Genomic DNA, 13,088 nt, shown 5'->3' on the forward strand with positions numbered 1-13,088 from the left:
GAAGGCTCATTCGTTCTGAATAACTTCGTCACTTCTTGTGTGTACCTTTATTTCCAATTTTTTAAACATTCATAGTTCTTACAAATAAAATGAACTTACAAGCTCTTGAAGGGAGTGAAACAATCGTGTTTTTAGATAACCTTGTATTAGGTGCTGGTGCAACAGGCATGAACTTAGGTGATATTGTTGTAACACTAGTAACGTTCTTACTTTTAATGGCTCTTCTAAAAAAATTCGCTTGGGGTCCTTTAATGGGTATCATGCAGCAACGTGAAGAGTTAGTTGCGAGCGAAATTGAAGAAGCAGAAAAGAACCGTAAAGAATCTGCTAACTTATTAGCTCAAAACGAAAAGTTAGTAAAAGAAACTCAAGCTAACATGGCTGAGATTTTAGAAAGCGCTAAAAAACAAGCGACTGCTCAACGTGAAGAAATCATCTCAGCAGCAACTGCTGAAGCGGCTCGTCTTAAAGAGTCTGCACAGCGTGATATCGTTGCAGAGCGTGAAAAAGCAGTTGAAGCTATTCGTGAAGAAGTCGTTTCATTATCAGTACTTGCTGCATCTAAAGTTCTTGGAAAAGAAATTTCAGAAGCTGACAACAGTGCATTAATTAAAGAAACGATTGCGAAGGCAGGCGAAATCAAATGAGTCAATCGACTGTAGCGAAACGCTATGCCCAAGCATTATTTGAAGCAGCTAATGAATCAAAGCTTCTTACTGAAGTTGGACAAGATTTAGCTGAGCTTTCAAAAGTCTTAGCAGATACGCCAGAGTTACTAACACTTTTAAGTGCTCCAAAAGTATCTGTTGAACGCAAAAAGCAATTCATCGGTGAAATTTTTGCTGGCGCACAGCCGGTTGTTATTAACGTACTTCAGCTTTTAGTTGAACGTAAGCGTTTTAACGAAGTAGTTAATGTAGTGGAAGAATTCGATCGTTTATCTGCTGACTCACAAGGGTTTGCACGTGCAACGGTATTTTCTACTCGTCCTTTATCGGAAGAAGAACGCACTGAAATTTCAGCTGCATTCGCAAAACGAGTGAACAAAAACTCATTAGCAATTGACAATGTAATTGACGAATCACTAATCGGTGGTATTCGTGTTCAAATCGGAAATGACATTTTTGATAGCAGCGTAAAAGGTAAACTTGCACGCTTACAAAAAGCATTAACTCGATAATATAATTAAGAACTTGAGAGGTGACATTCATGGGCATCAAAGCTGAAGAAATCAGTACTCTGATTAAACAACAGATTGCTAACTACGAATCTGAACTAGAAGTAAGCGAAACTGGTACGGTTATCCGTGTTGGTGACGGTATCGCGCTTGCTCATGGCCTCGACAACGCTATGGCTGGAGAACTTTTACAGTTCGAAAACGGTGTTATGGGTATGGCTCAAAACTTAGAAGCTGGTAACGTAGGTATCGTTATTCTAGGTGAGTACCTTGGCATTAAAGAAGGCGATAAAGTTAGTCGCACAGGTCGTATTATGGAAGTACCAACAGGAGACGCACTAATCGGTCGCGTAGTAAACCCTCTAGGTATGCCAGTTGATGGATTAGGTCCAATCAACGCAACTACATCTCGTCCAATCGAGAGCCCAGCGTTCGGCGTAATGGCTCGTAAATCAGTACATGAACCATTACAAACTGGTATTAAAGCGATCGACGCTTTAGTTCCAATCGGACGTGGTCAACGTGAGTTAATCATCGGTGACCGTCAAGTAGGTAAAACATCAGTAGCAATCGATACAATCCTTAACCAAAAAGGCGAAAACATGATTTGTATCTACGTTGCTATCGGTCAAAAAGAATCAACTGTACGTGGCGTAGTAGAAACATTACGTAAACACGGTGCATTAGATTACTCTATCGTTGTAACTGCATCTGCATCTCAACCAGCTCCATTATTATACTTAGCGCCATTTGCTGGTGTATCTATGGCTGAAGAGTTCATGTTACAAGGTAAACATGTATTAGTAGTATACGATGACTTATCAAAACAAGCTTCTGCTTACCGTGAGTTATCATTATTATTAAAACGTCCTCCAGGTCGTGAAGCATACCCAGGTGACGTGTTCTACTTACACTCACGTTTATTAGAGCGTGCAGCGAAGTTAAACGAAACGTACCAAAACGGTTCTATCACTGCATTACCATTCGTAGAAACAAAAGCTGGAGATATCTCTGACTACATTTCAACGAACGTAATCTCAATCACTGATGGACAAATCTTCTTACAATCTGACTTATTCAACTCTGGTGTACGTCCAGCGATCAACGCAGGTTTATCTGTATCACGCGTAGGTGGTGCGGCTCAAATTAAAGCGATGAAAAAAGTAGCTGGTACATTACGTCTTGACTTAGCAGCGTTCCGTGAATTAGAGTCATTCGCTCAATTCGGTTCTGACTTAGATAAAATTACTTTATCTAAATTAGAGCGTGGTAAACGTACTGTTGAGATCTTAAAACAAGACTTAAACAAACTACTTAAAGTTGAAAAACAAGTTATGTCTTTATATGCATTAACTCGTGGATTCTTAGACGATATTCCAGTACAAGACATCGTACGCTTCGAACAAGAATGGTTAAGCTGGTTAGAAACAAACCACTCAACTGTTTTAGATCACATCCGTAACACGAAAGACCTTCCGTCAGATGCTGATATGGCTGAAGCAATTAACGGCTTCAAAAAGACTTTCGTTAAATCTAACTAATTAGATTCGGTTTTGGACATAAAACAATAAGGTGGTGAAATACCAGTGGTAAACTTACGCGAAATTAAAGGTCGTATTAATTCTACGAAGAGCACGCAAAAAACAACAAAAGCGATGCAAATGGTTTCATCTTCTAAATTCCGTCGTGCAGAGCAAAATGCGAAAGCTTATGTTCCGTACATGCAGAAAGTACAAGATGTTGTTGCTGCAATCGCGGGTGGTACGAACGACGTGTCTCACCCTATGTTAACTGCACGCCCTGTTAAGAAAACTGCTTACTTAGTCATCGGTTCTGACCGTGGATTAGCAGGTGGTTACAACTCAAGCATTTTACGTCAAGCTCAACGTGATATCGATGAGCGTCACCGTTCAAAAGATGAGTACGTTATTTTAGCAGTAGGTCGTAAAGTTCGTGATTACTTCGTGAAACGTGATCATAATGTTATCGCTGAAGTAGTCGGTCTATCAGATCAACCTTCTTTTGCCGATATTAAAGAAATCGCTCGTAAAGCTGTTGGTATGTTCGCTGACGGTACATTTGATGAACTTCATCTGTACTACACTCACTTCGTATCTGCGATCTCGCAAGAAGTAACGAAGCAAAAACTTCTTCCGTTAACAGATATCGCTCCAGCTAGTGGTGCAACTGCTAGCTATGAATTTGAACCATCTGCAGAAGCAATCTTAGAAGTATTGCTTCCACAATATGCAGAGAGCTTAATTTATGGTGCAATCTTAGACGGAAAAGCAAGTGAACATTCAGCTCGTATGACTGCAATGAAAAATGCAACAGATAACGCGAAAGACATTATCGCGGATCTATCTCTGCAATATAACCGTGCACGTCAAGCGGCGATTACACAAGAAATTACAGAAATCGTTGGTGGAGCAGCAGCCTTAGAATAGTCTAAGGCTTGCCGCTTTCCAATGTCGTCATATAAGTACGATAGGAGGGTACACAGGAATGAACAAAGGACACGTTCTTCAAGTAATGGGTCCAGTAGTAGACGTAAAGTTCTCTAATGGCCAATTACCAGCAATCTATAACTCATTAACTGTTACAATCGCTCGTCCTAACGAAGCAGCTACAGTATTAACTTTAGAAGTAGCACTTCACTTAGGCGACGATGTTGTCCGCACAATTGCAATGTCATCTACTGATGGCTTACAACGTGGAGCAGAAGTAACAGATTCAGGAGCACCGATTTCAGTACCAGTTGGTGAAGCTACTCTAGGTCGCGTATTCAACGTATTAGGGGAGCCAATCGACTTAGGAGCAGACGTTCCAGCTGATATTCGTCGTGACTCAATTCACCGTGAAGCACCAAAATTCGAGCAATTATCTACTAAAGTAGAAATTCTTGAAACAGGTATCAAAGTAGTAGACTTATTAGCACCTTACATTAAAGGTGGTAAAATCGGTTTATTCGGTGGTGCCGGCGTAGGTAAAACGGTATTAATCCAAGAATTAATTAACAACATCGCACAAGAGCACTCAGGTATTTCTGTATTCGCTGGTGTAGGTGAGCGTACTCGTGAAGGTAACGACTTATTCCACGAAATGAGCGATTCTGGCGTAATTAAACAAACTGCGATGGTATTCGGTCAAATGAATGAGCCACCTGGTGCACGTATGCGCGTAGCATTATCTGGTTTAACAATGGCAGAATACTTCCGTGATGAACAAGGTCAAGACGTACTTTTATTCATCGACAACATTTTCCGTTTCACACAAGCAGGTTCTGAGGTTTCTGCATTATTAGGTCGTATGCCTTCTGCTGTAGGTTACCAACCAACACTTGCTACTGAAATGGGTAAATTACAAGAGCGTATCACGTCTACAACGACTGGTTCTGTAACTTCGATCCAAGCGATCTACGTACCAGCCGATGACTATACTGACCCAGCTCCAGCAACAACTTTCGCTCACTTAGATGCAACAACTAACTTAGAGCGTAAATTATCAGAAATGGGTATTTACCCAGCCGTTGACCCGTTAGCTTCTACTTCTCGTGCATTATCTCCAGAGATCGTTGGCGAAGAGCACTATGCAGTAGCGACTAAAGTTCAACGTACAATGCAACGTTACCGTGAGTTACAAGATATCATCGCCATCTTAGGTATGGACGAGTTATCTGATGAAGATAAACAAACTGTAGAACGCGCTCGTCGCATCCAGTTCTTCTTATCTCAAAACTTCCACGTAGCTGAGCAATTTACTGGTCAAAAAGGTTCTTATGTACCTGTAAAAGAAACTGTTCGTTCATTCAAGGAAATTCTTGATGGCAAATGGGATCACTTACCAGAAGATGCATTCCGCTTAGTAGGTTCTATTGATGAAGTAGTACAAAAAGCGAAAGACATGGGTGCTCAAGTTTAATTAGCTGACGAGGAGGAAAAAATATGAAGACAGTAACAGTCAATATTGTCACTCCCGACGGCCCAGTATACGATGGCGAAGTAACAATGGTCATCGCTAAAACAGTAGCAGGTGATATCGGTGTTTTAGCTGGTCACGTGCCTATGGTTGCACCACTTGCAATCAGTGCTGTTAAACTGAACAAAGCAGACGGTAAATCGGATGTAGTTACAGTGAGCGGTGGATTTGTAGAAGTGCGCCCGGACAAAATCTCTATTTTAGCAACAGCTGCAGAGCTTGCTGAAAATATTGATGTTGCTCGTGCGAAAGAAGCACAAAAACGTGCAGAAGCGCGCCTTCAACAAAAACAAAGTGAAATCGACGTTAAACGTGCTGAAGCTGCTTTAGCGCGTGCGATGAATCGTATCAAAGTTCAAGAGGGTAACATCTAATTAGATTGGAAGGACGAGTAGAGAAATCTACTCGTCTTTTTTTGTGCGTACGAAACGAATAGTTAATTGCATAGTATTTTATAGCAGTGTCCTCTATAATAAGAATAATAGACATGTAAAGGAGTTTTTTTGAGTGGAAGTATATTCACAGCTCGGCGCACAGGCAGCAGTGGCCGTCGTAGCGTATATGTTTTTTATCGGTGTAACGTTTTATGCACTGCAAGCATTTCGAATGGAGCAGCTATTCAAAAAGGGAAAGGTATTTCAAATCCAGCTCGTCTATATTTTACTTAGCATCGCAATCGGCTCGACCGTTGCGGATTTTATTTTGAGCTTATCAAATTATTCACAACAGCTGCCGTATATTTTTCAGTAATATAACAATTGTGTAGATTAGCCAATTCATTTATATATAGGGTTCATCACCGTAAGCTGGGGTTGACGTATAAAAGTTGCTTGAGCCGCGCCCGCGGAAAGCCTGCCTCGACGTGAAAAGCAACCCCAAGTTATGGTGAAGAGCCATATATAGACAGTGAATGTATTTTAATGTTTTGTTAGTCGGCTCTTCACATTGAGGTAGGCTCACTTTCACGCTTTTCCGATTGAAGTCTACCTTTTTGTTTTGAGTATAGTGCTCAATATAAATTTCCAATCACCTTCTATATACATTGAATTTAACAGTGTGTTCGTTCTTTTGTTTCGGCGGACGTTTTTTATTTGCGGTCAAATACCGCGAGCTGTAATTAGTTCAATGTCCATTTCTTAGTGAATGAATACGTTGGAGAAGTAGTAAATTTTTATCATGTAGCAATGAAACATATGGACAAGTTTTGTGAAAATACTTTTACTTTATAGAAATATGGGTAAAAAGGTAATTAGGCGCTTCATCGGCAATGATAACGATGATAAGCTTTTTATAATGAACTAATTAGTAAACGACAGTGAGATGTGGCAGTGCAAGCACAATGATTGCATTATAGGGGAAATCGCGATTTTGTGCTTGAAGTGCGGTAAAAATACATGTATCATAAAAGGTGTTTGTTTACTATTTATGACATTATACAACTATGTAATATATATATTTGCTTGGGATAATCAAGTTCGGAGGGACGAATTGTGGATAAAATTATTGTAACTGGCGGCAATAAGTTAAGCGGAACAGTTAGAGTGGAAGGTGCTAAAAATGCGGTGCTACCGATTTTAGCAGCGACGATTTTAGCATCAGAAGGTAAAAATGTAATTAAAGATGTTCCGGCTTTAGCGGATGTGAATATGATTAATGAAGTGTTGCGAAGCTTAAACGCAGATGTTACATATTACGCTGAGCAAGATGAAGTGATTGTGGATTCACAAAAGCCATTATCAGGTGAGGCACAGTTTGAGTTTGTAAGTAAAATGCGTGCATCCATTTTAGTGATGGGTTCATTGCTTGCACGAAATGGCTTTGCCCGTGTTGCGTTACCAGGAGGCTGTGCAATCGGGTCACGTCCGATCGAGCTACATTTAAAAGGCTTCGAGGCGATGGGGGCAAATATTTCATTTGGACATGGCTATGTAGAAGCAGTAGCAGAAGGCGGATTACACGGCGCTGAAGTATATTTAGACTTCCCTTCAGTAGGTGCAACGGAAAATATTATGGCTGCAGCGTCCCTTGCAAAAGGTGTGACGATTATTGAAAACGCAGCGAAAGAGCCAGAAATTGAAGATTTAGCGAACTTCATTAATGCGATGGGTGGACGTGTAACGGGTGCAGGTACAGCGACTATTCGTATTGAAGGTGTTGAAAAGCTTGTTGGTACGACACATCACGTCATTCCAGATCGTATTGAGGCAGGCACATTTATGGTTGCAGCGGCCATTACTGGTGGCGATATCGTAATTGAAAACGCTATCTCGGAGCATATGACCGCATTAATTTCAAAAATGCGTGATATGGGCGTCGAAATTGATGAAGAGCCAGCTGGATTACGTGTGCGTGCGACGAAGCCATTAAAAGCCGTTGATTTAAAAACGATGCCACATCCAGGTTTCCCAACAGATATGCAGTCGCAAATGATGGCGCTTATGTTAACAGCAGAAGGTACGAGCATCATTACCGAGACGGTGTTTGAAAATCGCTTTATGCACGTGGAAGAATTTCGTCGCATGAATGCACAGACGCAAATTGAAGGGCGCTCTGTATTTATTGAAGGGCCGACACAATTGCAAGGTGCGGAAGTGGAGTCGACGGATTTACGTGCGGCGGCTGCGCTTATTTTAACAGGGCTTGTCGCAAAAGGCATTACGCGCGTATCGAAGCTATATCATTTAGATCGTGGCTACGTGAATTTTCACGGGAAGCTCGCATCATTAGGAGCAAATATTGAGCGTGTAACAGTCGCACCATCATTAGAAGATACGATGGTGACGAACTAATACTGTTGATTGAAGACAATGGGAGATGAACCATTGTCTTTTTTCAATGGGTCGAGCTAGTGAAAAGGATGTATTCAATGAAAGCTGTATGATAAAATGAAATGCACATAAAAGGAATAACTTGCTCAATTGTGAAGAGTGACGGATTGTAAAGAGCTAAAAATAGTAGGAGGAACGAGTAATCGATGTTATCAAAGGATATAGGCATTGACTTAGGAACGGCAAATGTATTAATTCACTTGAAAGGAGAAGGTGTTGTTTTAAATGAGCCGTCCGTCGTTGCATTGGATAAAAAAACGCGCAAAGTGTTAGCTGTTGGAGAAGAGGCGCGTTTAATGGTCGGTCGCACACCGGGAAATATTGTTGCTGTGCGCCCGATGAAGGATGGCGTAATTGCAGATTTTGATATTACAGAGGCGATGCTGACATATTTCATTGATAAATTAAAGGTGCGTACGATGTTTTCACGACCACGTATTTTAATTTGTTGTCCGACAAATATTACAGACGTTGAGCAAAAAGCCATTCGTGAGGCGGCTGAAAAAGCAGGTGGGCGCATCGTTTACTTAGAGGAAGAGCCAAAAGTTGCTGCAATCGGCGCAGGCATGAATATTTTTGAGCCAAGTGGCAACATGGTCATCGATATTGGCGGCGGTACGACAGATGTTGCTGTATTATCGATGGGTGACGTCGTAACGAGCGAGTCGATCAAAGTGGCAGGCGACATGTTTGATATGAGCATTTTGCAATATGTGAAAAAAGAATATAAGCTGCTTATTGGTGAGCGTACAGCAGAGGATATTAAAATTACGATCGGTACAGTGTATCCACATAGCCGCGATGAAGTAATGGACATTCGAGGGCGAGATAACGTAACTGGTTTACCACGTACTGTACAAATTACGTCACAGGAAGTGCAGGAGTCGCTGCATGAATCGATTATGACGATTGTGCAAAGTGCGAAAAATGTGCTTGAGAAAACGCCACCAGAATTAGCCGGAGACATTATTGATCGTGGCATTATGTTAACAGGTGGTGGTGCATTGTTACACGGCTTAGAAGGGTTGTTAACAGAGGAGCTTCGCGTGCCGGTGTTCGTCGCTGAAAATCCACTTGACTGCGTAGCAATTGGGACGGGCATTTTACTTGATAATATCGATTCAATTAAGCGACGTCGCTAGCAGCATGTCGTATCAGTCAATAAGACCTATGGAGAAAAATGGGCAATATCCGATATATTTTAAGGGTTGTACTATCGGTAATCCACTAATCGACGAGGTGATTTATAATGTTTAAAGGTTTCTATACAGCAGCATCCGGTATGATTGCACAGCAGCGACGTACGGAGCTATTAACGAACAATATGGCGAATGCTGAAACACCAGGTTTTAAATCTGACCAGTCAACAATTCGTTCATTCCCAGATATGTTGATGTCAGCAATTGATAAAGAAAAAGTACCAACAGAGGACGGTTTAGCAGTGCAAACGGCAGATACATTAGGAGCTGTTAACGCTGGTTTATATATGCAAGAAATTTCAGCGAACCAAATGCAAGGTCAATTAATTCAAACGGATTTAACGACGGACATTGCGTTAATTAATGGCACGTTACCAGTGAATGAAGAAGGTATACAGGCGGCTGTTTTCTATCTTTTACAAGAGGAAAATAGTGAAGCGCAAGTGTACACGCGTAACGGTAACTTTACGTTAGATGGGGCAGGCTTTTTAACAGCGGCAGACGGTAAATATGTGTTAAGCGCAGACAATGAGCCAATTCAAGTACAAACGCAAAACTTCCGCGTAAACGATCGTGGGCAAGTGTTTGAAAATGACGTACTCGTAGCGCAAATCGGTGTATCGGTAGCGGAAAATCCAGACGCACAGCTATTAAAGCAGCAAAATGGTGTGTATTACACAGCGAACGGTGAAAATTTACAAGCAGCTGATCCGAATACATATTCAATGCAGCAAAGCTTTTTAGAGCAGTCGAACGTTGACGCAGCGAAAACGATGACCGATTTAATGACAGCATACCGCGCATTTGAAGCGAACCAAAAAGTGTTAACTGCGTATGATACGAGCATGCAAAAAGCGGTTTCAGAAATTGGAAGGGTGTAAGGGTGAAGTAAATGATTCGTACAATGATTACAGCGACTAATACGCTAACAAACTTACAGCGAAAAATGGACGTAACAAGCAACAATATCGCAAACTCAAGCACACACGGCTACAAGTCGCAGGTGACGACGTTTGAGGAGCTTATGTACCAGCAGTTCAACAACGATGTATTAGACCGTACAGAGCGTGAAACACCAGTTGGCATTCGCTACGGTGTCGGTGCGGGTATTGCACAGCTACAGTTAACGACGAAGCAAGGGGTGCTACAGCATACAGATCGCCCACTCGACTTTGCGTTCACGGCAGAAAACCAATATTTCAACATTTTAATGGATAATGCGGACGGCGAATATAACACAGCATATACGCGTCAAGGCGATTTTTACTTCTCTCAAGCAGAAAATGAGCAGGTCGCACTTGTAAATGCGGACGGTTACCCAGTAGCGAATGCGGACGGCGAGCCAATTTTATTACCTGAAGGGGCAGAAAGCTATCGCATGTTAGACGGTGGTGTATTAACTGTACAGTATCCTACGCAGCCAGACGGAACTTTTGAGACGATTGAAATAGAGATGGGTGTGACAAACGTCTTTAAGCCGCAACTTTTAGAGCATATTTCAGGAACTTACTTTGACTTACCTGCGAACTTTGAGGAATTAGGCTATAATGAAGAGGATGTACTTATAGACTTACAAGGACAAGCACGAGGCGCCATTGCATTACAAAACAATGCGCTTGAAGCATCAAATGTTGATGTAGGTAAAGAGATGACAGATTTAATTGCGACGCAGCGTGCATATCAATTCAATTCACGTGCTGTTACGATTGCTGATCAAATGTTAGGCTTAATTAACAGTGCTCGTTCTTAATCAGTAAAAGGAGAAAACCTATGAGCAATGACAAAGCAGAAGCGACGATCTCGTTAGCGAAAGAGACGGACGAAAAAACCGAAGCACAGCCAACAGTAAAGGAAAGTAAGCTTAATAAAAAGCTACGTGCGTTTCCGTTATGGCTACGTGTTGTTACATTTATTGTTGTATTAGTAATTGTTATTTTTGCGGGCTTATCAGTTGGTTATAGTGTGCTCGGTGGTGGCGACGCAGCGGATGTTTTTAAAACTGAAACATGGACGCACATATTTGATATTATTAATGGTAAAGAATAATATATTCTTTACCTTCTTTTTCTAGCTAAAATACAGGCTCTTGACAGTTCTTTCATTTCGGCGGACGCTTTTCACGGAGGCTTGAGCCGAGCCGCAATACGGGAACTGCCAATTTTGAAACAAAGCTAAAATACATACACAAAGGGGATTTTATTGATGTTAAACGCACAGCAAATTCAAGAAATTTTACCGCACCGTTATCCATTTTTATTGGTGGATCGCATTTTAGAGGTGGAGGAAAAGCGCGCAGTTGGCTACAAAAACGTATCGGCCAACGAGGAGTTTTTCAACGGGCATTTCCCAGGCTACCCTGTAATGCCAGGCGTACTAATCGTCGAAGCGTTAGCACAAGTTGGGGGTGTGGCGCTACTTGCACAGGAGGCAAACAAAGGGCGTCTTGCGTTTTTAACAGGCATCGATAATTGCCGCTTCAAACGTCAAGTCGTGCCAGGTGACCGTCTTGACTTGCAAGTAGAGTTCATTAAGCTACGCGGGCAAATGGGTAAAGGAAAAGGCGTTGCGACAGTTGATGGCGAGCTTGTATGCGAATGTGAAATTTTATTCGCGCTCGGGCCAGTGAACGCGTAATAGCTCGGTTTGCAATTCCTCTATAAACAATATAAAATAAATAGGTTAACGTTTTCGTTAGCGCATTTTTCAAACATTACGTTCAAACAATGAGCTACATTATAGAAGAAATGGCAATGCGCGCGTTGCCTACAATTGTGGGAGGAATTAAGTACATGTATAAAGAGTTATCTTCAGGTATCAAAAGCAGCATTACACGTTCGATTAATACGTCGATTGAGCTGTATTTTGCATCAATTGAATGGAAAGAGGAACGTTTTTCGATGGAGGATTTAGTGGCGTATTGGCAAAGCTATTTCCAAGAGCATGCAGCTTGGTACGATAAAGTATCAGAAGATGTACGTGCAAGCGAAGAGTTTCATACAGTGCTAGCAAACAAAATTAACGAAGGCTTAGCGAAAATGTTAAACGAAGCGCCAACAGCAGAGCAAGTAGAAGCGATTGACGCGCTACAAAAGCAGCACGGCACAAACTTTACGTTCGATTGTAAAGCAGAAGCGGCATTCGTTGAGCAAACGTTAAAAAATATGTAAGAAAAAAGGTGTGCGAAACGTCGAATGATGACGTTCGCACACCTTTTTATTTTATTTTTTCACTGGTCGAAGCGGTGGGCGATAGTGTAGCCCGAGCTTAAATTGATGCTGGAGCTCCTCGCCACTTAGCCCGTCTTCAAGCAATTGGGTAAGCAGTTGCTCAGCGTAATGCTGGCGCTGTACGGCAATCGTTCCTTTAAACAGCACCGACACGTATTGTTCTTTAATTTCTTCTACGGCATACACCGCGAGCGAAAAATGCGCTGGGTCATTGTCAGGAAATGAAATGACTGCTCGTGCGCCAAAAATTTCTTTTGATTGTAGCAGCTCATCAAAATGTGTATTGTATTGCTTTTTAATAAACGCCTCGATGATCCACACGTTGTAGCTATTTTCTTGGTTAATTAAAATACCATCTTCAAGCGGAATTTGAAACGTTTCACCTGCGTAATCAAATTCGAAGTACATCATTTTAAAAGTTTTCACAAACAACCACCCCTTCATTTTAGTATAGCATGGTACGTCTTATTTTTTGGCGTAATACGTGACGCGTTATATGTCGATAAAAAATTTCGACATGTGCAAAATGAACATTTGGCTAGCGAAAACGTGCGCAAATATTTAATTTCAATAGCTATGCGATGCGCAAATTGAAGTTTTGGCACTTTTGACGAAAACGGCTTACTTTGCGTATGCTATATACAAGGTGATTGAAATTTAGAATGTGAACGAGGCTCGA

15 protein-coding genes are annotated in these 13,088 nt (G+C 41.5%); 14 read left to right on the plus strand and 1 reads right to left on the minus strand.

Annotated features, from left to right (window positions below; translation table 11 throughout):
* Window positions 1-125: 125 nt before the first annotated feature.
* From atpF to A6K76_RS14820, 14 genes are all read left to right on the plus strand, one after another.
* The gene (gene atpF / locus A6K76_RS14755; RefSeq protein ID WP_066466364.1) at window positions 126-647 is read left to right on the plus strand and encodes a F0F1 ATP synthase subunit B; all 522 of its coding nucleotides are present in this window, start codon (window positions 126-128) and stop codon (window positions 645-647) included.
* Window positions 644-1,180: a F0F1 ATP synthase subunit delta gene (locus tag A6K76_RS14760; RefSeq protein ID WP_066466365.1), complete on the plus strand. Its 537-nt coding sequence runs from the start codon at window positions 644-646 to the stop codon at window positions 1,178-1,180. Before atpF ends, A6K76_RS14760 begins: the two co-directional genes overlap by 4 nt.
* A gap of 29 nt (window positions 1,181-1,209) precedes the next feature.
* On the plus strand, window positions 1,210-2,718 hold the full coding sequence (gene atpA, locus A6K76_RS14765; protein ID WP_066466366.1) for a F0F1 ATP synthase subunit alpha: 1,509 nt from the start codon (window positions 1,210-1,212) through the stop codon (window positions 2,716-2,718).
* A 45-nt stretch (window positions 2,719-2,763) separates the two neighbouring features.
* Window positions 2,764-3,624, plus strand: a complete 861-nt coding sequence (atpG, locus tag A6K76_RS14770; protein ID WP_066466367.1) for an ATP synthase F1 subunit gamma — start codon at window positions 2,764-2,766, stop codon at window positions 3,622-3,624.
* 58 nt (window positions 3,625-3,682) lie between these two features.
* Window positions 3,683-5,098 carry a F0F1 ATP synthase subunit beta gene (gene atpD / locus A6K76_RS14775; protein WP_066466368.1) on the plus strand — a complete coding sequence of 472 codons (1,416 nt, stop codon included), beginning with the start codon at window positions 3,683-3,685 and terminating at the stop codon, window positions 5,096-5,098.
* Window positions 5,099-5,121: 23 nt separating this feature from the next.
* Window positions 5,122-5,529, plus strand: coding sequence for a F0F1 ATP synthase subunit epsilon (locus A6K76_RS14780; protein ID WP_066466369.1), 408 nt, complete (start codon window positions 5,122-5,124; stop codon window positions 5,527-5,529).
* Window positions 5,530-5,662: 133 nt separating this feature from the next.
* The gene (locus A6K76_RS14785) at window positions 5,663-5,905 is read left to right on the plus strand and encodes a DUF1146 family protein (RefSeq protein WP_066466370.1); all 243 of its coding nucleotides are present in this window, start codon (window positions 5,663-5,665) and stop codon (window positions 5,903-5,905) included.
* A 740-nt stretch (window positions 5,906-6,645) separates the two neighbouring features.
* Window positions 6,646-7,944: a UDP-N-acetylglucosamine 1-carboxyvinyltransferase gene (gene murA, locus A6K76_RS14790; protein ID WP_066466371.1), complete on the plus strand. Its 1,299-nt coding sequence runs from the start codon at window positions 6,646-6,648 to the stop codon at window positions 7,942-7,944.
* Between the two features lie 185 nt (window positions 7,945-8,129).
* Window positions 8,130-9,125 carry a rod shape-determining protein gene (mreB, locus tag A6K76_RS14795; RefSeq protein ID WP_066466372.1) on the plus strand — a complete coding sequence of 332 codons (996 nt, stop codon included), beginning with the start codon at window positions 8,130-8,132 and terminating at the stop codon, window positions 9,123-9,125.
* A gap of 107 nt (window positions 9,126-9,232) precedes the next feature.
* On the plus strand, window positions 9,233-10,063 hold the full coding sequence (locus A6K76_RS14800; RefSeq protein ID WP_066466373.1) for a flagellar hook-basal body protein: 831 nt from the start codon (window positions 9,233-9,235) through the stop codon (window positions 10,061-10,063).
* Between the two features lie 11 nt (window positions 10,064-10,074).
* The gene (locus tag A6K76_RS14805) at window positions 10,075-10,932 is read left to right on the plus strand and encodes a flagellar hook-basal body protein (protein WP_066466374.1); all 858 of its coding nucleotides are present in this window, start codon (window positions 10,075-10,077) and stop codon (window positions 10,930-10,932) included.
* 20 nt (window positions 10,933-10,952) lie between these two features.
* Entirely contained in the window at window positions 10,953-11,228 is a 276-nt protein-coding gene (locus A6K76_RS14810; protein ID WP_066466375.1) for a DNA-directed RNA polymerase subunit beta, read from the plus strand.
* A gap of 156 nt (window positions 11,229-11,384) precedes the next feature.
* Window positions 11,385-11,816 carry a 3-hydroxyacyl-ACP dehydratase FabZ gene (gene fabZ, locus A6K76_RS14815; protein WP_066466376.1) on the plus strand — a complete coding sequence of 144 codons (432 nt, stop codon included), beginning with the start codon at window positions 11,385-11,387 and terminating at the stop codon, window positions 11,814-11,816.
* A 155-nt stretch (window positions 11,817-11,971) separates the two neighbouring features.
* Window positions 11,972-12,349 carry a hypothetical protein gene (locus A6K76_RS14820; protein WP_066466377.1) on the plus strand — a complete coding sequence of 126 codons (378 nt, stop codon included), beginning with the start codon at window positions 11,972-11,974 and terminating at the stop codon, window positions 12,347-12,349.
* Between the two features lie 51 nt (window positions 12,350-12,400).
* Here A6K76_RS14820 and A6K76_RS14825 read toward each other — a convergent pair whose 3' ends face one another.
* Window positions 12,401-12,835 carry a YwpF family protein gene (locus A6K76_RS14825; protein WP_066466378.1) on the minus strand — a complete coding sequence of 145 codons (435 nt, stop codon included), beginning with the start codon at window positions 12,833-12,835 and terminating at the stop codon, window positions 12,401-12,403.
* Between the last annotated feature and the right edge of the window lie 253 nt (window positions 12,836-13,088).

It is taken from the genome of Caryophanon latum, assembly GCF_001700325.1.
Taxonomy (GTDB): domain Bacteria; phylum Bacillota; class Bacilli; order Bacillales_A; family Planococcaceae; genus Caryophanon; species Caryophanon latum.